Source organism: Cupriavidus sp. GA3-3 (assembly GCF_000389805.1).
GTDB classification, from domain to species: Bacteria; Pseudomonadota; Gammaproteobacteria; order Burkholderiales; family Burkholderiaceae; genus Cupriavidus; species Cupriavidus necator_D.
Genome location: NZ_KB944482.1, coordinates 194,761 through 215,054 on the forward strand (window position 1 = coordinate 194,761; position 20,294 = coordinate 215,054).

Sequence of the window (20,294 nt, forward strand, 5' to 3'; positions counted from 1 at the left end):
CTCAGGCTCCTCCGTGGACCGGGCAGCGCGCGGGGTTGCCGCCGCCCTGCCGCTCAGGTCCGCCATGCCCGGCGCCGTCTGCCTGCGCCATCAGCCGTTGATACAGTTCGCGGTAGCTGCCCACCATGCGGTCCTGGGTGTAGTAGCGCTCCACGCGCGCCACGCCGGCGGCCTGGGCCGCCTGCCAGCGCGCCGGGTCCTGCAGCAGCCCGAGCGCCGCCGCGGCCAGGGCCGCGGGGTCGGCAATGCGCACCACCTCGCCGGCCGAGCCCAGCGCGGCGTCGTCGCCGGGCAGGCCGAACAGCAGCTCGCGGCACGAGCCCACGTCGGTGGTCACGCACGGCACGCCGGCGGCAAAGCCTTCCAGCACCACCAGCGGCAGCGCCTCGCTGATCGAGCTCAGCACCAGCACGCCCACCTGCGGCAGCAGCGCGTCGATGCGCTGGAAGCCCAGGAACTTGACCTTCTGGCCCAAGCCCAGGCTCTCGGCCAGGCTGCGGCATTCACGCGCGTAGTCGGGATCCTCGTCCTCGGGGCCGGCGATCCAGCCTTCGGCGTCGGGGTACTCGCGCACCACCGTCAGCATGGCGCGGATAAAGGTCTTGACGTCCTTGATCGGCACCACCCGGCCAATCAGGCACAGCACCGGCGGCACGCCCGGCTTGCGGCGGGCGCGCAGCGGCGCCAGGCGCGGCAGGTCGATGCCATTGGGGATGCTGCGCGTGCGCACCTCAGGCGCGCCGTCCTGCACCTGGCGGCGGCGATTGCCCTCATACAGCGCGACGATGTCGTCGCCGGCGTCGTAGCAGACCCGGCCGATGGTCTCGAAGAAGCGCACCCACAGTTCGCGGAAGTAGCTGATCTGGGAGATGTCGCGCTCGAACACATTGCGGTTGTCGCGGATCCACTGGCTCTGGAACAGGTCGATCTTGCGTTCCTTGGTGTAGATGCCGTGCTCCGACACCAGCAGCGGGCGCTGGTTGCGGTGGCGCAGCAGCGCCCCGAGAAAGCCCGCATAGCCGGTGGAAACCGTGTGGTAGACGCGCGCCGGGATCAGGTTGTCGGCAATGCGCACCAGCTGCCACAGCGGCTTGTGCATGATGCGCACGGTCCAGAAATAGTCCGTGAACGACGGGTCCGTGCAGAAGCGCCGGTATTGCTCGGTGATGGTCTGCCAGGCGCGGCGGCTGTACAGGAAGGCGTCCTCGCCCAGCGCCCCACCCTCGCGCAGCGCCGGCATCAGCTCGCGCATCATGGCGCCGGCCTCGGCCTCGCGGCCCGGGTCGCGCAGCAGCTCGTGCAGGCGGTCCGAGGCGTCGAACGCCTTGGCATCGCCGGTGCTGCCCTGGACCAGCGGCGGCGGCGGGAAGTCGTACAGGTAGTGCGTTTCCAGGTGTACCACGTTGGGCGGCAGCTGGTAGGCCATGTCGCCATAGTCCTCGCGCCGGCTGCCGATAAAGACGATGCCGAAGCGCAGGTCCGGGAACGCGCGGATCATCTGGTTGACCCAGCTCGACACCCCTCCGCTCACATACGGGAAGGTGCCTTCGAGCAGCAACATGACGTCGGCCGACGTCGCTTTTACCAGGATCTTGCTCATGATTGCCAGTACCGCAGCAGGGGGCGCACCAGCGGGAGCGGCGAGGGGCTGTCAAACGATGCCATCAGCTGGCGCACCGCGGCATAGTCGCGTTCCAGGTAGGCGGCCTCGGCCAGGTGCGGCAGCACGCGTTCGCGCGCGAAGCCGAGGGATTCGGCGCGCTGCAGCCATTCACGCGCCTCGCGCGGGGCATTGCGCGCCAGCGCCAGGCGTCCGCGCATGTACCACAGCGAGGCATTGCTGTCGTCGTACTGCAGCGCCGCGCTGGCGTAGCGCTCGACCTGGCTGGCGGTGTAGCGGTAGACGTCGCCCTGCACCAGGTTCTGGTAGATCAGTTCCCAGTACAGGTCTGCCAGCCGCTTGCTGATCTCGGCGCGCTCGCTGGCGCTGTTGGCGCTCTCCAGCCGCGGCAGCTCGGCCAGGATCTGCTGGGTCAGCTGCTTCTCGGCGCCGTCCAGCATGCCGTAGGCCAGCAGCCGCACGTCGTCGACGCTGTCGGCCAGCAGTTCGCGCAGCACCGGGCTGGCGGTGCGCGCCGGCATCGACTGCATCGCCACCAGCGCGGTCATGCGCTCGGGCAGGGGCGCGCGCGCATTGCCCAGCTGCGCACGCAGGCGCGCGCCGCCGCCGTGGGTGACGCGCGACATCAGGTGCGTGACGAACTCGGGCAAGCCCACGGTGCCGATGCCGCTGGTGTCCACGCGCCGCGGGAACAGCTTCGAGAACAGGTAGCTGCCCAGGCACACCAGCGCGCCGCCCAGCGGCACGAAGAAGCAGAACAGCGCGAGAAAGCCATAGCTCCATCCGAACGGCACGCGAAAGCGCCGCGGCAGCAGGCGCCACAGCAGCAGCGCCGTCAGCGCGGCGGCCACCGCCTGCATGCCGAAGAAGGCCAGCAGCAGCGCGGTGCTGTTGCCGGCGCGCGCCAGCAGCGCCAGCGCGGCGATCTGGGCGACGAGCCCGCTGGCGCCGAGCTTAAACATGGGGCGCTTCCCCGGCCGGCAGCGTGGCCGGCGCGATCGCGCCATCCACCTGGGCCCGGCGCAGCAGCTTGACCAGCGCGTCTTCCGAGCCGGCGCCGGGCACCGCCAGCGTATAGACGCCGATGCCCGCACTGGTGAAGTCGGTGCCGAACTGCGCGCGCAGCATGTCTTCGATGCGCACCAGGTAGGCCGCCACCGCCTGCGCATCGGACAGCGGCATCAGCGTCAGCATCGCGCGGTGATGGGCGTTGACCACCGGCCACGCCACATCCAGCGCGCGCCGGCTGCGCACCACCTGCTCGAACAGCGCATCGCGCTCCGGATCCGCGTCGAACACCAGCGCCACAACCGAGCTTTCGATGCCGGTCTCGCGCCGCAGCCGCGACAGCCGCGCATAGTCCAGCGCAAACGGGTATGGGCAGGCCGGCAGCGCCGCCTGGATGGTGCGGGTGGCGCCGGCGTGCTCCACGCCGTCGGCGTAGTAGCCCAGCAGCACCATCAGCATCTGCAGGTTCTCGTAGGTCAGCGACAGGAACGGCATGCGCTCGACCACCAGCAGGCCGATCAGGTGGTCGGAGCCGGCCAGCACCGGCGCCACCGCCACGTAGCGCGTCTGCGCGCCATGCTGCAGGCCGTCGGCGCTCAGGTGCGCCAGCTGGCGCGTGTCCAGGCAGTGGCGCACCAGCGGGTCGGTGGTGTCGAGCGTGAATTCCGGGCCGATGCTGGCGACCGGGACGCCATCCACGTGCTCGCCATCGCAGGCATGGAGCGCGGCTGCCTCAAGCTGGCAGGCCTGCGCCACCACCTGCAGCATCGGCTGCGCACCGGCCAGCACCTGGCCGGTGCGCGCGGCCTCGTCCAGCGCCACGCTGCGCAGCTGCGACAGCGTGTCGCGCAGCGTGGTGGGCCGCGCCAGCAGGTCGTTTTCCAGCCGCTCATGCGAGATGCGCAGCAGGTAGTGGTTCTTGGTCAGCGCCGCCAGGCGTTCGTCCAGGTAGCGGTTCACGGCGCGGGCGCGCGCCAGGCGCGTGCCCCAGATATCGCCGAACTGTCCGGCCACCAGCACCAGCAGCAGCCCGCCGAGGAAGAACAGGCGCGGGAAGGGCCCTGCCATCACGCCGGTCTGCTGGTAGAAGTACCAGCCGCCCAGCAGCATCAGCACGCTGCCCACGCCGATCAGCGTGCCATAGCGCAGCGCCAGGATCACCGGCAGCAGCCAGGCCCACGGAAAGCCCATGCCGAGCAGCAGCGGATTCTGCGGCAGCACCAGCCACGCCAGCCCCATTGCGGCCAGCATGGCCACCACCAGTTCCACCACGGCCGCGCGCCCGCTGACCGCCGGCGCCAGCAGGCGCGCATAGCGCCCACCCAGGCCGATGCCCTGTCCTTGCCGCGCGCGATATGTCTTGTCAGCCGTATTGGCCACGCTCATCCCCTTGCTTCAACCATTGCATCGCCGCATCGGTGTGCAGCCTCTTCCTGGTGGCTTGCCGCCGCCTCAGCCTTGCATCAGCGGCGCCAGCAGGCGACGCAGCAGCTTCTGCGCGGTGCCCGACAGCGAGGCGCGGCTCCAGCCGCTGTCGCTGCCGGTGGCCGACCACACCACTTCACCGCTGCTCACGTCCAGCAGCTGCAGCGAGATGCCGACCGCGGGCTCGCCGTCCACGCCCACCTTGTAGCGCCATTCCTGCACCGCGCCGGTCAGCGCGTAGCGGGCCTTCTCGGCACGCGCCCATTCCAGCGCCTTGCCCACGGCTTCGCGCTCGGCCGGCTCGAACAGCGTTTCCGGGTTCAGGCTGGCCGGATAACGCTTCAGGCTGGCCACGCCGCCGGTCTTCAGCAGGCTCTCGGCAATCGCCTCGGCGCGCAGGCCGGCCTGCGGCGTCTCGGTGTAGTTCACGATCGGCAGCACCGCGATGGTCTCGCCGCGGGCCAGCGCCGGCGCGCGGCCGACATCCGTCACCGCACAGCCTGCCAGCCACAGGGCCGCGCCCAGCGCGCCGCACCATGCCGCCAGCCGCCTGGCCACTGTCTTGCCCGTCATTGCCGTGGTTTGCTTGTTCATCTTCATCCCCTTTTCCATGTCCTGTTGTTACCCGATCCCTGCCATCCGCTGCCGCCGGCTCAGTACAGCCAGCGATAGCGCATTCCCAGTTCCGTCAGCGGCCTGCCACCGTTGCGCGCCGCGGTCTCATGCGAGATATACAGCGCCAGGTGGTCGTTGCCGAATACCGATCCGGCCACCCCGCCCTGCACGCGGAAGTTCTGCCGTGCGCGCGTGTCGCGCAGCAGCCCCACTTCACCGAACGGCCGCCACTTGCGTGTGTATTCGTCCAGCAGCTCAGTGCCGAAGCCGAACAGCACGCCGGCCTGCGTGAAGCCCTGCGGCATGTAGAACGCCGGCGTGGCTTCGTCGCCGACCGGCACCAGCGACGCCATGCGCGGCGTCAGGCTGCCGCCATTGGCACTGTAGTTGGCATGCGTGCCGACCACGCGCACGGTGTAGTCCGGATACGAGGTGCGGATCCTGTAGCCGGCCTCGACGTCATAGACCATGCCATGCCCCAGCGCGCTGCGGTCCTGCCCGCGGAAGCTGCTGTACTCGATGCGCGCGCCGACGAACTCGCGCAGGCCGAGGCGCCAGGTTGCGCCCAGCCCCACGACGTCCTTGGCCCCGCCCACGCGCAGCGGCGCCGATTCGTCGGCCGGCTGGTTCAGCCCGGCCAGCGTGCTGAACTGCAGCCGGCCCTGCTGGTTCCACTCGCCGAAGAAGCGCGCGGTCGCCATCGTGTCCAGTCCCTCGCGGTAACCTGCCGTGGCACGCCAGCGCTTGCTGTTGTCGCGATAACCCAGCGACAGGTCGGCGCGCCGGTCGGACGACGGCACGTTCACCAGCTGCTGGGGGTCGGTGCTGCGCTGGTCGCGCCAGGTGCCGCGCAGGTTCAGGTCATATCCGTCCCACAGGCGCACGCCACCCGCGAGGCTGCCTTCGGTATATTCCAGCGGCTTCTGGTGCATGAAGCTCACGCGCGGCTCGATCGCCTGGGCGTTGTAGAGCAGCGTCTCCTGCAAGGTGTCCTGCAGCGTGTCATCGGAACGGGCCCGCTCCTGGGTCTCGAAGGCCAGCGTCTGCGCGGCGCTGATGCGGTTCAGTTGCTGGTTGGCCTCGATCTGGTTGGCCACCGGCACGCGGCCGGCCTGGCGCTCCAGGATACGGTCAAGGCTGTTCATGTCCTGCCGGTCCAGCGCGATCGCCACCTCGGCATAGGCCGGTCGCTGCAGCCGGTTGACGTACTGGCGGGCCAGCCAGCTTCGCGCCAGTTCATTGGATTCCGCGGACATCGCCCATGCCAGCGCGGCATCGCGCCCGGCAGCGGACAGCGCGGCATCGCGGCGGGCCGCATTGCGCGCGACCTCCGCGGACGCGGGCGCGATTGCCGCCTCATGCAGCGGCGGCAGCCCGGCCACCTCGCCCAGCTGCGACGGCGCGCCCGCCATCGGCGGCACCAGTTCGCGCGCCGCCGTGGAAGCGCGGTCCGCGCGCAGCATCTGGATCACCAGCGCGCGCGAGACATCGCCCGAGGCAAAGATCTGCCCCAGCGCCACGGTCTGGCGGCGCAGGTCCGCGCGCGAAGGCGCGCCGGACTCGTTCTCGTACTCTTCGTCGCCGTCGGTGTTGTCGGGCCGCAGCCGGGCATAGCGCACCCCGCCCTGGGACCAGCCATGGTGCAGGTCGATCCAGGCCTGGCGGCGCACGCGCCAGGCCATGTCGGTCTGGCCGATGGCTTCATAAGCATCGGCCATCAGGCTGAGCCAGAGCGGATCGGCGCTCTTGCCGTCGTTGAGCTTGCGCAGGTAGTGCATGGCCGCGCGCCCGTCCTGGAAACGCATATGGCCCGCGGCGAAGGCGCCCCACAGGTCGGGGTTGTCTTCCGCGTCGTCCTTGACGCGGCGCATCACCGCGCGCACTTCGGTATCGCTGCCCTGGTCGACCAGCGTCCACAGCAGCGCCGCCAGCGTTTCGCTGTCGGCATCGCGCAGGCCCGCGGCGCGGCGCAGGTCGGCCAGGGCGTGGTCGCGCTGGCCGGTCACGCGGTAGTACTCCGCGCGCCGCATCAGGAAGCGGCTCGACTGCGCTGCCGCCTGGCGCTGCTCGGGCGTCATGTCCTGCAACAGGCGCCCGATACGCCGGTAGGCGTGGGCACGCGTGTAGTAGTACAGCGCCAGTTCCAGCGATTCCGGCTTGCCGCCGCGGCGCCAGTCGGCCTCGGCGATGCGCCCGGCGTCGATCGGGGTCTTGTCGTAGTAGGCGATCAGGTTGGAGAAATCCGCCTCCTGCGTGTCGCGGACCTCGTCCAGGCAGTCGTTGCGCGCCGGGCCCGCCGGCCTCTCCATGCAGTGCTCGTCCTGCGTCTGCGCCGCCGCCAGCATCAGCTGGCGATAGCCGTCCTTGAGCAGGTCGTCGCGCTGGTTCAGCCGCGCCAGCTCGGTAAAGGTGCGCCAGTAGAGGATGTCATCCTTCCCGGCCGTGGCACGCGCCGGCAGCATGGCGTCCAGCGCCTGCGCCAGCTTGCCGCGCACATAGAGCAGGTTGGCGAGCTTCAGCGCATAGGCGGGGCGCGGGCCGAAGCGCTGCTGCATCTGCGTATAGATCTGGAACGCGCGCTCGTCCTTGCCGGCGCGCTCGGCCAGCGCGGCGTGGCGTTCCATGATGTCGCGAGCCCTGGGGCCGTGGCTCAGGCCTTCGAGGAAGCGCATGGCCTCTTCCGGCTCGCCCAGGCGTTCGTAGGCAGCCACCACCTCGTCCACGGTCTTCAGGTCCGAGCCGCCCGCGCGGTGGCGCAGCGCGGCCAGGTAGGCGCGATCGTCGGACAGGCCCGGGGCGAGCCGCATCACTGCATCCCACGCGCGCTCGTCGTTGGTGGCGCGGGCATAGTCGAGCCAGCTCTTCAGGGCCACGGCCGGCTGGCGGTTCCATTCGGCCACCTGCGCCAGCCGTTCGCGCCAGATCGCCTCGCCCGGCAGCCGGCGCACCGCGGTCTCGGCCACGCGCTGCGCCTGGTCGAGCTTGCCGGCCGACAGGAACACGCGATAGGCGAGTTCGTAGTCGTCGGCGTTGAACGGCTTGTCGGCTGGCTCCGCCGGCGCCTGCGCGGGCGCAGCAGCTTGCGCCGCAATCTTGCGCGTACCCAGCTGGCCGGAGGCGGCCAGCGCTTCACGCAAGGCCAGGCCGCGCGGCCCGTCAAGGAAGACCAGGCCGCGCTCGGCCCACGGCTGGCTGGCGGCGATGCGCCGCGCCTCGGCCTGGCGTGCGGCCAGCGCCGCCGGGCCGGCATCGCGCGTGCGCGCCGAAACCTTCAGCAGCCGCTCGACATAGCGGCTGGCCTGCTCCGGCTTGTTGGCCGCCAGCGCCAGCTTCGTCAGGTAGCGCAGCACCTCCGGATCGTCCAGCAGCTTGCCGCCGTGGCGCTCGGCCTGCGCCAGCGCTTCGTCCAGCAGGTTGCCTGACTGCAGCGTCTGCACCGCCTTCAGGAACAGCGCGCGCCGCTCGGCCAGCGTGGTGGCGGCCGCCTGCTGCGCGAACAAGGCGTTGGCGGCGTTGCGATAGTCGCCGCCCGCGATCGCCATGTCGGCCAGCTGGCGGTTCCAGAAGGCCGCGTTGTTGCGGTCCTGGCTGGCCAGCGCCGCATAGAACTTGCGCATCGCGTCCTGGGCGCCGGCCTGGCGCGACTGCGTGGCCAGCGTTTGCAGGTCGGCCAGCCCCCAGCTGCGCCCGGCAGCCTGGTCCAGCAGGCTGCGCAGCTGCACCAGGTTCTGTTCGCGCTCAGGCGTATCCGGCAGCGCGGCCCAGGCGCGCTGCTGCGCGATCTCGATGCGCGTGCGCAGGATCTGGCCCGACAGGTCGGTGCCCTGCACCGCCTGCATGCGCGCCAGCATGGCCTGCGCCTCTTCCAGCCGGCCGGTGCGCGCGTATTGTTCGGCCAGCACGCCCATGAAACCGGGGTCGTCGGGCGTGACCTTCCACCAGGCTTCCAGGTAGGCCATGGTCAGCCCGTCGATGGTGCGGCCCTGGCCCAGCAGGCGCTCGCGCAGAGTCTCGCGCGGGAACATCAGCGCCAGGCCGATCCCCACCATCGCAGTGAAAGTCAGCACCAGCGCCGGCGGCAGCAGCCGCTCGCGCTCAACCGGCGCAGCGGACTTCGACTTGTTGCCTGGCATGGTTCGGATCGGTGACGGGTGCGGTATCCACGCGCAGCGTGTTGCGCTCGCGGACGGCCTGTACGGGCTTGCCATCGACGCTCACACGGCAGTTGCCGGCGTTGGCAAGACGGAAGAATGGCTTGAAGTAGCCGCTGAAGGCGAAGCGCGTGACGCCATCGCGCTGCGACCAGTCGCGCACGATGCCGTTGGCTTCGGCCAGCTGCGGCGCGGCTGGGGCGGTGACTGTGTCGCGCACGGCGAAGCGCGCATCGCCGCCATCCAGGTGCAGGTAGACGCCGCCGCCCGGTGCCGGCGAGGTGCCGGTCACGCCGTGCGCCGCGCCTACGTCGGGCATGCCCGCGCCGCTCCAGCGCAGGTTGCGCAGGTTGCCGTCGCCGCGCACGATCCATTCAGCACCGGTGCCGCCCGGCTGGCCGTCGCCCACATCCCGCGCCACGGCCATGTCCTGCCAGTCGAGCACCTTGCGCACGTAGTCGGTGGAGTGCAGCGGCAGCAGCGGCTGCGCCAGCACATAGTCATAGACCTTGCGCAGCGCCTTCAGCGACGCGGCCTTGGTGCCCGAATAGCTGTGGTAGTAGATATTGACCGGCTTGAAGCGATAAGGCTTGTCGGTCAGCTCGTAGGTCTCGATCACGCGCTCGAAGCCGTAGAACGGGCCGTGCCAGAGGTTGGTGTAGACGTTCTCGTTCTGGTTGGGCGCAAACACCTGGAAGGTGCCGCCGGGCTTGTTGATGCCTAGCGGCGCGATCGCGGTCCAGCTCGGGTTGCTGCGCGTGATCAGCGTATCGCCGCCGTTCATGTTGAGCACGCGCGCCTTCTCGGTGAGCCGCAGCGCCTCGGCCGGCGGCTGGCAGTCGCCCGACCACAGCAGCATGCTGACCGGCTTGCCGGCCGGCGCCAGCGTGCGGTTGATGTAGTCGATGGAGCCGCCGATCTCGCGGTTCAGGTCCATGCTGTAGCCGGGGATGCTCAGGTGGAAGGCCTCGTCGCCCTCGACCACCGCGGCGCCGCTGGATTGCGTTGGCTGCCCTGGCTGGGCCGGCACGGTGCGCGACCACTCGAACGGATGCGAGAAGGTATGGCTGGCCACCTCGACATAGGGCTGCGCGAAGATCTTGCGCGCGACCGGCTCAAGCTCGGCGCTGAGCCTGGGGTACATGCCGTCCTTGCTGACTTCGCCCTGGATCACCGACATCGTCATCGGCAGCCGGTAGCGGTCGAAGATCTCGCGGAACAGCACCTCGCCGGAGAAGCCGCCGCCGGGAATCTCAGCGCGCGAGGCAAAGCCGTCGCCGTCGATATGGATGGTCAGCAGGCGCCGGCCGTTCTCGGTGGTGACATCGGGCACGGGCATGGCGGGCAGGCGCAGCGCCTCGCGCAGGAAGTCCAGCGGCTGCACCACCCAGCGGCTCTGGCCGTTGCCGTTGCCGCTCTGGCGCACCGCATACGGCCCCAGCACATAGCCGCCCCACGGCGTGATCGCGGCGGCGTCATAGGTCAGCGTGCCCGAACGCAGGCGCAGCAGCGAACGGTAGCCGGCGCCGTCCGGCACCTGGATCGCTTCGGCCTGGGTGCGGTCGGGGGCCACCGGCATCTCGAAGCCCATCATCCGGTCCTTGGCCAGCACCTCGACCGGGCCCGACACGCGGCCCTTGACTGCCTTCAGCCCGAAGCTGCGCGCCACCGTGCCGCTCATGCTGGTGCCGAAGTCGTTGAGGAACACCACCGGCATGCCCTGCGCCATGCGCGCCTGCACCCAGGCATGGAAGCGTCCCGGCTGCGCCGTGACATTGCCTGACAGGTACACCACCACGCCGGCGTAGCGGTCCGGCCCGATCTCGGGCAGGTCCTCGCTGGTCTCGGCGAAATCCACGCGATAGCCAAGGTAGTTGAGCGGCATCGAGACAAAGCGCACACCCTCGGAATCATCGATCGACACCCCGGGGCGGCGCTCCTGCACTACCAGCACGCGCCGGGGCAGCACCTCGACCTTGCCGATGCCGACCGTCTGCAGCCCGGGATCGGCCACATAGGGCGTGATCCCCAGCGCGCGGATGCGCTGCGCGGTTTCGCGTGCGCAGCGGCGGTCCGCCGGCGGACAATAATCGATCGAGATCACCGGCAGGCGGTATTGCTCGCGGATGGTGCGCGCCTGCGCCAGCAGCCAGTCGCGGTCAGCCTGCGCAACGTCGACATAGCGGCCCTGGGCCTGGTTCCAGCCGCGGAACAGCGACTCGAAGGCAACGGCATAGGCCAGGTCATGCACCTGCGGCAGGATCTCGAAGCCGCGGTTGAAGACCAGGCGCGCCTCGGGGTAGCGCGCCTTGATCGCGCGGATCACGCGCACCAGCCCCGCTTCCTGCCGTGCGCGCTCGGCGTCGGTCCTGGCGGCAAGCTGGTAGGAATCGAGGGTATCGAGGAAAAAGCCACGGAAGCCGCGCTGCCACAGCGGCGCGATCACCTTGTCGACATAGAAGGCGGGCCAGCCGTCGGCTGCCTGGTCGATGACCGGCGCGTTCCAGGCGTCATTGCGCCCGACGAACCAGGCCTTGGGGATGTCCTTGAAGTAGGCGCGGCTCTCCAGCACCTCGCCCACGCTGACATAGGCAAACCAGGCCGTGGCCGGCGTCGCCGCCTGGCGCGGGTCGAAGCCGCTGTCGGGCTCGACCACGGCGATGTCGAAGGCTTGCAGAGCGTCAACCGGCGGCTTGGCGCCGTAGTGCAAGGCGATCGACGGCATGGATGGCGCCTGCGCCGCGGGCGCCGGCGCGGCCGCAGCCGTCGCCGCCCCGAGGGCCAGCGCCAGCGCGATGCCTTGCACCCGCTGCGCCATGCGCATCCCTACCCACCCCGATCGGAACGGCATGCGGCCGCCCCGGTTCCCTTGTGCTTCCTCCAGCTGCTTCACAGGCTTTTACTTCCTCTCGTCTGCGCACGCCGGCAAGTGCCTCACGCACGACATTCCCTGAGGCGGTCGCTGCCGCCTTGTGTCCGACTGTGGATCTCAAAATCGGAAAAATCTGATGGTATCCGGAAACGAATGCTAGGACAGACGCATGGATCACATTGTCAACAATTGTCCCAACACTGAGACATTGAGCCGGCTCGCGCGTTAACGCGCGCCACCGTGCTGCGGGCGCACGTCAGCCGCGCTTGCGGTACGGGCGTACGGCGGGCGCGGCTCGGCTCAAATGCAGACAACGAAAACAGTCCAGGTCCCGTGCGCGACGGGTGGTGGGGCTGTCCGCAACCGAAATTCCGGACAGCTAGGTTTGAAACGCCATGATGGATTCCCCGTTCCGAGCTTTTATGTATGGGCCCGCATACAGTGGGCGCGCTCATGTATGTCTGTGCACGACGCGAGCGCGGCCACCGGCCTGGCCTTTATTGTCAGCATAATGATATATCCGGGCCGCGCCGGCTTCCCCCGAACGCGGTAGGGATTGGGTGCCGTAAGAATTTGTAAAAAAGATGGCACGCCCATGCACCGGACGACAGCCATTATGCACGGCGGTGTGGCATCGCGCTCGCTGGCGGTGCACGCACAACCAAACCCGCGATAAAAAAATCAGGGAATTCACTGAACTGAAGCTGAAGTAGAAAACGCTAATATCTCCTATCGGAACCTCTCATCATGATTAGGCGCTTAGCCTGATTGACACGCCGGGAAAATTCGGCAGAATGATTCCCACTTGTGCAGCGCCCATGCGGTGTGTCTTTTGGTGTTGTCGTTCCGTGACGTTTTCGGTTGTCACGACAGCGACATATCGAAGTCATATGGAATGCGCTGGCGGGGAACATAAAAAGGATCCGCTGGGTGCGTTGCACACGGTGTATAACGAGCGTTTTCGCTCATTTTGAAATTCAAGGTTGAGATAGATATGGAAACCGGTACCGTTAAGTGGTTCAACGACGCCAAGGGCTTCGGCTTCATCACGCCGGATGAAGGCGGCAACGATCTGTTCGCGCACTTCTCCGCAATCGAAGGCAATGGCTTCAAGTCGTTGAAGGAAGGCCAGAAGGTACGCTACGTCAAGGCCATGGGCCAGAAGGGCGAGCAAGCCACCAAGATTCAGGCCCTCTGATACCGGTGGATTCCGGGCCGGTCCAGCGGACCGGCCGGAAGGAAAGCCCCGCAGCTTCGGCGCGGGGCTTTTTTTATTGGCGCGCCGGCACCGGGGCCGCCGCTGCGGCAGTCTTGCGACGAGTGAAATTGCTATAATCGGCCGACCCACAACCGCCCTCCCGCCAGTGGGCGCGCACGGATGCTGCGCGATCAGTGCGGGACGGTATGCAGCGTGTCGAGGAGTTACGTGGCCGGTACTCAAATCGCAACGCAAGACACCCCTGTCGCCGCCGACCATGGCAGCCAGGCGGGCCCGGCGGCCTCGGCCGGCAGTTCCTTCCATGCCGCGCTGCGCATCCTGCCGCCAGCGCAGCGCCAGGCCATGTTCGAGATCTATGCGTTCTGCCGCGCGGTCGACGACATCGCCGACGGCAACGCACCGCACGCCGAGCGCCTTGCCGCACTCGATGCCTGGCGCCACGACATCGCCGCCTGCTACACCGGCAACCCGCCTCGCGCCCTGCAGCCGCTGAGCGCGCAGATCCGCGCCTTCGACCTGCAGCAGCAGGATTTCCTCGCCGTGATCGACGGCATGACCATGGACGTGGTGCAGGACATCCGCGCCCCCGACGCGGCCACCCTCGACCTGTATTGCGATCGCGTCGCCAGCGCTGTCGGCCGGCTGGCGGTGCGCGTGTTCGGCCTGGAAGAAGCGTGCGGCATCGCGCTCGCGCACCACCTGGGCCGCGCACTGCAGCTGACCAATATCCTGCGCGATATCGACGAAGACGCTGCCATTGGCCGGCTCTACCTGCCGGCGGAAGCGCTGGCCGCGGCCGGCATCGGCGCGGACACGCCCCAGGCCGTGGTGGCCCACCCCGCCGTCGGCCAGGCCTGCGCGGCCGTGGCGCGCGAGGCCCAGGCGCACTACGACCAGGCCTACGCCATCATGGCGCGCTGCCCGTCGCGGCAGGTGCGCTCGCCGCGCATCATGGCCGAGGTCTACCACCGCATCCTGGCGCGGCTGCGCACGCAGGGCTGGCGCGCGCCGCGCCAGCGCGTGCGCCTGCCGCGCGCCCAATTGCTCTGGATCTTGCTGCGCCACGCCATTGGCTGAGCGCTGCCCCCGATGCATGCCGGGCGCGGCCGCGCCGTGCGCCGGCACAAGGAGTCTGCATGTCGATGAACGAGACCGCCTTTGCCACGGCAGTGCCACGGATCGCGCCGGCCAGCGCGGGGGACAGCCCCGCGCCGCGCGACGCCGCGCAGGCATTGGACCAGGGCATCGGCCGTGCGATCGACGCGCTGCTGCACCAGCAGCGCCCCGACGGCCACTGGGTCTACGAACTGGAAGCCGACGCCACCATTCCCGCCGAATACGTGCTGATGGTGCACTACCTCGGCGAAGCCCCGGACCTGGAGCTTGAAGCCCGCCTGGCCCGCTACCTGCGCCGCATCCAGAATCCCGATGGCGGCTGGCCGCTGTTCCATGAAGGCCGCTCCGACGTCAGCGCCAGCGTAAAGGCCTATTTCGCGCTGAAGATGGCCGGCGACGACCCCCAGGCCGCGCATATGCAGCGCGCGCGCCGGGCCGTCCACGCGCTGGGCGGCGCCGAGGCCAGCAATGTATTCACGCGCACGCTGCTGGCCCTGTACGGCGTGATGCCATGGTCGGCGGTGCCGATGATGCCGGTCGAGATCATGCTGCTGCCGCAGTGGTTTCCGTTCCACCTGTCCAAGGTCTCGTACTGGGCGCGCACGGTGATCGTGCCGCTGCTGGTGCTGAACAGCCTGCGCCCGCAGGCGCGCAACCCGCGCGGGGTCGGCATCAATGAGCTGTTCGTCGGCAACTGCCATACGGTGGGGCTGCCGCCGCGCGCGGCGCACCAGCACGCCGGCTGGTACACGGTGTTCCGCGGCCTGGACGCGCTGCTGCGCGTGGCCGAGCCGCTCGTCCCGCGCACGCTGCGCCGGCGCGCCATTGCCGCGGCGCAGGCCTTCGTGCGCGAGCGGCTCAACGGCGAGGACGGCCTGGGCGCCATCTTCCCGGCAATGGCCAACAGCGTGATGATGTTCGACGTGCTGGGCGTGCCGCCCGACGATCCGGCACGCGCGCTGGCGCGGCAATCCGTCGAGCGGCTGCTGGTCGAGCACGGCGACGAAGCCTATTGCCAGCCCTGCCTGTCGCCGGTGTGGGATACCGCGCTGGCCGCGCACGCGCTGCTGGAAGCCGGCGAGGCGCGCGCGACGGCCGCGGCCGGGCGCGGCCTGGACTGGCTCAGGCCGCTGCAAGTGCTGGACGTGCGCGGCGACTGGGCCGTGCGCCGCCCCCTGGTGCGCCCCGGCGGCTGGGCCTTCCAGTACGCCAATGCCTATTACCCGGACGTGGACGACACCGCCGTGGTGGCCGCCGCGATGAACCGCTACATGCGCGCGCACGATGTGCCGGGCCGCTATGACGAAGCCGTGGCGCGCGCCGCCGAGTGGATCGTCGGCATGCAGGGCGGCGACGGCGGCTGGGGCGCGTTCGAGCCCGAGAACACGCATCTCTACCTGAACAACATCCCCTTTGCCGACCATGGCGCGCTGCTGGACCCGCCCACCGCGGACGTATCCGCGCGCTGCCTGTCGATGCTGTGCCAGATCGGCGCCACGCCGGGCAAGAGCGAGCCCGCCGCGCGCGCCCTGCGCTACCTGCTGGCCGAGCAGATGCCCGACGGCAGCTGGTTTGGCCGCTGGGGCACCAACTATATCTATGGCACCTGGAGCGCGCTGTGCGCGCTGAACGCAACGGGCCTGACACCGGAAGCCCCCGAGATGCGCCGCGCCGTGGCGTGGCTCGAGCAGATCCAGAACGCCGACGGCGGCTGGGGCGAGGACGGCAGCAGCTACCGGCTCGACTACCGCGGCTACGAGCCCGCGCCGAGCGTGGCCTCGCAGACCGCGTGGGCGCTGCTGGCGCTGATGGCAGCCGGCGCCGCGCAGCATGCCGCGGTGGCGCGCGGCATCGACTACCTGCTGCGCACGCAGCAATCCGGCGGCCTGTGGCATGAGCCGCGCTTCACCGCCGTGGGCTTTCCGCGCGTGTTCTACCTGCGCTATCACGGCTATGCACGCTACTTCCCGCTGTGGGCGCTGGCGCGCTACCGCAACCTGCAGCGCGGCGGCGCGCACCAGGTGTCGTGGGGGCTGTGACGGCACCGTTCGTGCTGGTCGTCACCGGCATGGCGTTCGAGGCGCGCACCGCCGCCGGTCCGCATTGCCGCGTGGTGCACGGCCTGCGCGGACTTGCACTGGAACAAGGCGTTTCCGCGATGGCAAGCCGGCATTGCATGGGCATCCTCAGCTTTGGCGTGGCGGGCGGGCTGGATCCCGCGCTGGCGCCGGGCGCCCTCGTGCTGGCGGACTCGGTATGCGCGGCCGGCGAACGCTACGACACCGACATGACCTGGACCCGGGCGATGCACGCGGCGCTGCCGCATGCCAGGGTCGGGATACTTGCCGGCGCGGACCAGCCGGTGCTTTCGGTTGCCGCCAAGCAGATGCTGCACCGGGCCACGGGGGCGCTCTGCGTCGACATGGAATCGCACCTCGCCGCGCGCATGGCGGCGGCTTGCCGGCTGCCGTTCGCGGCCTGCCGCGTGGTGATCGACCCGGCCAGCCGCGCGGTTCCGGCTGCCGCGGCGGCAGGCATGGGTGAAGACGGCAAGACGGATGTCGGCGCGGTGCTGGGCGGGCTCTTGCGCGCGCCGTGGGAACTGCCGGCGCTGATGCGGCTGGCGCGCGATGCGGCGGCCGCGCGCGGCGCGCTGCGGGCGGCACGGCTGGCGCTGGGGGACGAATACGGCTTGCGCGATATGCGGACGCAGGCCGGCTGACGTCTGAGCTGGCCGCTGGGCTGCTCAGACGCCAGCCTGCCCCTCACCCAAACTTCCTCACCGCATCCAGCGCCAGCCCGCTGCCGATGCTGCCGAACCGGTCCCCTTCCACGCAACGCGCTTGCGGCAACAGCGCCGCCAGCCGCTGCCGCAGCAGCGGCACGCTGCTGGAGCCGCCGGTGAAAAAGATGGTATCGACCGCGGCGCCATCGACGCCGGCATCCATCAGCAGCTTCTGCACGGTCTGCTCGGTCTTCACCACCAGCTTGTCGATCGACGCATCGAACTCGTCGCGCGTGATGGTCAGCGTCAGCCCCTGCTCCAGCCGGTGCAGGTCCACGTCGGTGCTGCCGGCGTCGGACAAGGCGATCTTGGCGGCTTCCACCTGGATCGCCAGCCAGTGCCCGGCGCGCTCGCGGATCAGCCGCACCAGGCGGTCGAGCTTCACCGTATCGGCCGCGTCGCGGTAGTTGTCCATCACCATCGACCACGCCTTGCGCGTATAGACCAGGTTGATGGTGTGCCAGCTGGCCAGGTCGAAATACTGGCTGGACGGCATCGCCTTGCCGTTGCGCAGCGCGCTGCCCAGGCCCAGCAGCGGCATTGCACGCGCCAGGCTGAGCGCGCGGTCGAAATCAGTGCCGCCGATATGCACGCCGCCATTGGCCAGGATGTCGTCGCGCCGGTCGCTGCGCGCGGCGCGCTCGGGCGACAGGCGCACCAGCGAGAAGTCCGAGGTGCCGCCGCCGATGTCGGCCACCAGCACCAGTTCCTCACGCGTGATCCGGGCCTCATAGTCGAAGGCCGCGGCGATCGGCTCGTACTGGAACGCGATCTCGCCGAAACCCGCGTCGCGCGCGATCTCGGCCAGGGTGTCTTCGGCGAGCTGGTCGGCGGCCGGGTTCTCGTCGATGAAGAACACCGGGCGGCCCAGCACCGCACGCGAGAATTCCGCGCCGGCGGCCTGCTCGGCACGCGTCTTCAGCTCGCGGATGAAGTGCGCCAGCAGCTTGCGGAACGGCATCGCCTGGCCCATCACCTCGGTGCTGTCGTCCATCATCGAGGTGCCCAGCAGGCTCTTGAGCGAACGCATCAGCCGGCCTTCATAGCCGGCCAGGTAATCGCCCAGCGCGGCGCGGCCATAGCTGACCAGCGGATCCTCCGCGTGGAAGAAGATCACCGAGGGCAACGTCACCTTGCCGTCCTCCAGCGGCAGCAGCGCCGCCGGCCGCGCCGGATGGCTCCAGCCGACCGTTGAGTTGGACGTGCCGAAGTCCAGGCCGCATGCGTTTGACATCATTGATTCCGTTTCCTGCAAGACACCACTAAAAAAGGCCCGCGCGCCAGCGGGCCGCGCGGACGGGGCGCCATTGTATGGCAGGTGCCGGCCAGGCGCCCGGCTTGACACGCCCAAACGCGACTCCTATCCTCCGCATGTTCTCTGTTAAAGATCGTCATTCTGTTGTACAGAACATGAAAAAGCCACTGCGCCATATCCGCGTGCTCGACCTGACCAATGTGCTGGCCGGGCCGTTCTGCTGCCACCAGCTTGCCCACCTGGGCGCCGAAGTCATCAAGGTGGAAACCCCCGGCACCGGCGACCTGGCCCGGCAGCTGGGCGCCGATGCCGAGCTGAACCAGCGCCTGATGGGCGTGTCGTTCCTGGCCCAGAACCCAGGCAAGCAGTCGGTCACGCTCAACCTGAAGCACGCGCGCGGCAAGGAGGTGTTCCGCAAGCTGGTGCAAAGCGCCGACGTGCTGGTGGAGAACTTCCGCCCCGGCGTGATGGACCGGCTCGGGCTGGGCTACGAGACCCTGAAGCAGGACAACCCGCGCCTGATCTACTGCGCGATCTCGGGCTTTGGCCAGGACGGGCCGCTGGCCGGGCTGCCGGCCTATGACCAGATCATCCAGGGCATGGCCGGCGTGATGAGCATTACCGGCGATGCGCAGAGCGCACCGTTGCGGGTCGGCTATCCGGTCTCGGACACCATCGGCGGGCTGACCGCGGCGCTGGCGGTATCGGCGGCGCTGGCGGACCACCAGCGCACCGAAGGCTATTTCGTCGACGTATCGATGCTGGAAGCCACGCTGGCCACCATGGGCTGGGTGGTATCCAACCACCTGATCGCCGGCAAGGTGCCGGCGCCGATGGGCAACGAGAACATGACCGCCAGCCCTTCCGGCACTTTCCGCACCGCGGACGGGCTGCTCAATATCGCCGCCAACAAGCAGGAACAGTTTGAAGCCGTGTGCCGCGTGCTGGGCCGCCCCGAGCTGGCCGCCGATCCGCGCTTCGCGCAGCGCCAGGCGCGCCTGGCCAACCGGGGCGAACTGACACAGGCGCTGGAAGCAGAGCTGGCGAAGAAGCCGGCCACCGAATGGTGGCCGCTGCTGACCGAGGCCGGCGTGCCCGCCGGCCCGGTGCTGGACGTGCCGCAGACGCTGGCGCATCCGCAGGTGCGCGAGCGCGGCATGATCGGCGAGTTTGCCGATGCGCCCGGCGTGGGCCGCGATATCCGCGTGGTGCGCACCGGCTTCAAGCTCAACCGCGAGGCCCCGGCCGTGGACACGCCGCCGCCGGAGCTGGGCCAGCATACGCGGCAGGTGCTGGCCAGCCTGGGCTACAGCGATGCGGACATCGACCAACTGAGCGAGGAGCGCGCGATATGAGCGGCATCGAAACCAGCGGCCAGCCCCGGGATGACGCCATGGACCCGGGCCAGCGCCTGTCGCAGGACTGGTGGCGCACCGGCATCATCGACATGCGCCCGGGCGAGATCCGCTACCGCGGCTACCCGATCGAACAACTGATCGGCCGGGTCTCGTTTGCGCAGATGATCTGGCTGATGCTGCGCGGCGAGTTGCCCGGCCCCGGGCAGGGCGAGCTGCTGGACGCGGCGCTGATGGCCGCGGTCGACCACGGCCCGCAGGCGCCCAGCATTGCCATCGCGCGCATGGCGGCCACCTGCGGCGTGGGGCTGAACAACGCCATGGCTTCCGCCGTCAACGTGCTGGGCGACGTGCATGGCGGCGCCGGCGAACAGGCGGTGGCGCTGTACCAGGACGTGGCGCAGCGGCTGGATGCGGGCGGCGCCATGGACGACGCCGTCACCGCCGCGCTGCGGCACTACCGCGACCTGCACGGCAAGTTCATTGCCGGCTTTGGCCACCGTTTCCACCCGGTCGACCCGCGTGCGCCACGGCTGCTGGCGCTGGTCGACCAGGCCGCGGCCGATGGCGTGGTCAGCGGGCGCTACGCGGGGATCGCGCGCGCGGTCGAGGCGGCGCTGGGTGCCGGCCGCGGCAAGCCCATCCCGATGAATATCGATGGCGCCACCGCGGTGATCTATGCCGAGCTGGGCTTTGCCGCACCGCTGGCGCGGGGGCTGTTCTGCCTGTCGCGCTCGGTCGGCATCCTGGCGCATGCCTGGGAGCAGACCTGCGAGGGCGGGCGCAACAAGGGCCCGATGCCGCGCCAGTTCCTGTGGACCTATGACGGTACGCCGCAGCGCGACGTGCCGGAGCCTGGCCGGCAGGCATAA

13 protein-coding genes are annotated in these 20,294 nt (G+C 69.6%); 6 read left to right on the forward strand and 7 right to left on the reverse strand.

Annotation, left to right across the window (positions count from 1 at the left end; genetic code table 11):
• Window position 1 precedes the first annotated feature (1 nt).
• The 6 genes from pelF to C265_RS18835 form a co-directional block, all read right to left on the reverse strand.
• Window positions 2-1,600, reverse strand: a complete 1,599-nt coding sequence (gene pelF / locus C265_RS18810) for a GT4 family glycosyltransferase PelF (protein WP_010810937.1) — start codon at window positions 1,598-1,600, stop codon at window positions 2-4.
• On the reverse strand, window positions 1,597-2,583 hold the full coding sequence (locus C265_RS18815) for a lipopolysaccharide assembly protein LapB (protein WP_010810936.1): 987 nt from the start codon (window positions 2,581-2,583) through the stop codon (window positions 1,597-1,599). Before C265_RS18815 ends, pelF begins: the two co-directional genes overlap by 4 nt.
• Entirely contained in the window at window positions 2,576-4,015 is a 1,440-nt protein-coding gene (locus tag C265_RS18820) for a PelD GGDEF domain-containing protein (RefSeq protein WP_010810935.1), read from the reverse strand. Before C265_RS18820 ends, C265_RS18815 begins: the two co-directional genes overlap by 8 nt.
• A gap of 66 nt (window positions 4,016-4,081) precedes the next feature.
• On the reverse strand, window positions 4,082-4,648 hold the full coding sequence (locus tag C265_RS18825) for a transporter (protein WP_037024784.1): 567 nt from the start codon (window positions 4,646-4,648) through the stop codon (window positions 4,082-4,084).
• Window positions 4,649-4,707: 59 nt separating this feature from the next.
• Window positions 4,708-8,802 (reverse strand): tetratricopeptide repeat protein, encoded by a 4,095-nt coding sequence (locus tag C265_RS18830; RefSeq protein WP_010810933.1) that lies wholly within the window; start codon window positions 8,800-8,802, stop codon window positions 4,708-4,710.
• A complete protein-coding gene (locus C265_RS18835; RefSeq protein ID WP_246840228.1) occupies window positions 8,765-11,671 on the reverse strand; it encodes a bifunctional glycoside hydrolase 114/ polysaccharide deacetylase family protein in 2,907 nt (968 codons plus the stop codon). Before C265_RS18835 ends, C265_RS18830 begins: the two co-directional genes overlap by 38 nt.
• A 1,015-nt stretch (window positions 11,672-12,686) precedes the next feature.
• Here C265_RS18835 and C265_RS18840 point away from each other — a divergent pair.
• From C265_RS18840 to C265_RS18855, 4 genes are all read left to right on the forward strand, one after another.
• Entirely contained in the window at window positions 12,687-12,890 is a 204-nt protein-coding gene (locus C265_RS18840) for a cold-shock protein (protein ID WP_010810931.1), read from the forward strand.
• A 228-nt stretch (window positions 12,891-13,118) separates the two neighbouring features.
• The gene (hpnD, locus tag C265_RS18845; RefSeq protein ID WP_010810930.1) at window positions 13,119-13,988 is read left to right on the forward strand and encodes a presqualene diphosphate synthase HpnD; all 870 of its coding nucleotides are present in this window, start codon (window positions 13,119-13,121) and stop codon (window positions 13,986-13,988) included.
• A 59-nt stretch (window positions 13,989-14,047) separates the two neighbouring features.
• A complete protein-coding gene (gene shc / locus C265_RS18850) occupies window positions 14,048-16,066 on the forward strand; it encodes a squalene--hopene cyclase (protein ID WP_010810929.1) in 2,019 nt (672 codons plus the stop codon).
• Entirely contained in the window at window positions 16,063-16,749 is a 687-nt protein-coding gene (locus tag C265_RS18855; RefSeq protein ID WP_010810928.1) for a phosphorylase, read from the forward strand. The genes shc and C265_RS18855 overlap by 4 nt, the downstream gene beginning before the upstream one ends.
• Before the next feature lie 43 nt (window positions 16,750-16,792).
• On the opposite strand, the gene C265_RS18860 is transcribed toward C265_RS18855, so the two are convergent.
• On the reverse strand, window positions 16,793-18,049 hold the full coding sequence (locus C265_RS18860) for an Hsp70 family protein (protein ID WP_010810927.1): 1,257 nt from the start codon (window positions 18,047-18,049) through the stop codon (window positions 16,793-16,795).
• Window positions 18,050-18,222: 173 nt separating this feature from the next.
• Here C265_RS18860 and C265_RS18865 point away from each other — a divergent pair, with 173 nt between their 5' ends.
• A complete protein-coding gene (locus C265_RS18865; RefSeq protein ID WP_010810926.1) occupies window positions 18,223-19,422 on the forward strand; it encodes a CaiB/BaiF CoA-transferase family protein in 1,200 nt (399 codons plus the stop codon).
• A complete protein-coding gene (locus C265_RS18870) occupies window positions 19,419-20,294 on the forward strand; it encodes a citryl-CoA lyase (protein WP_010810925.1) in 876 nt (291 codons plus the stop codon). Before C265_RS18865 ends, C265_RS18870 begins: the two co-directional genes overlap by 4 nt.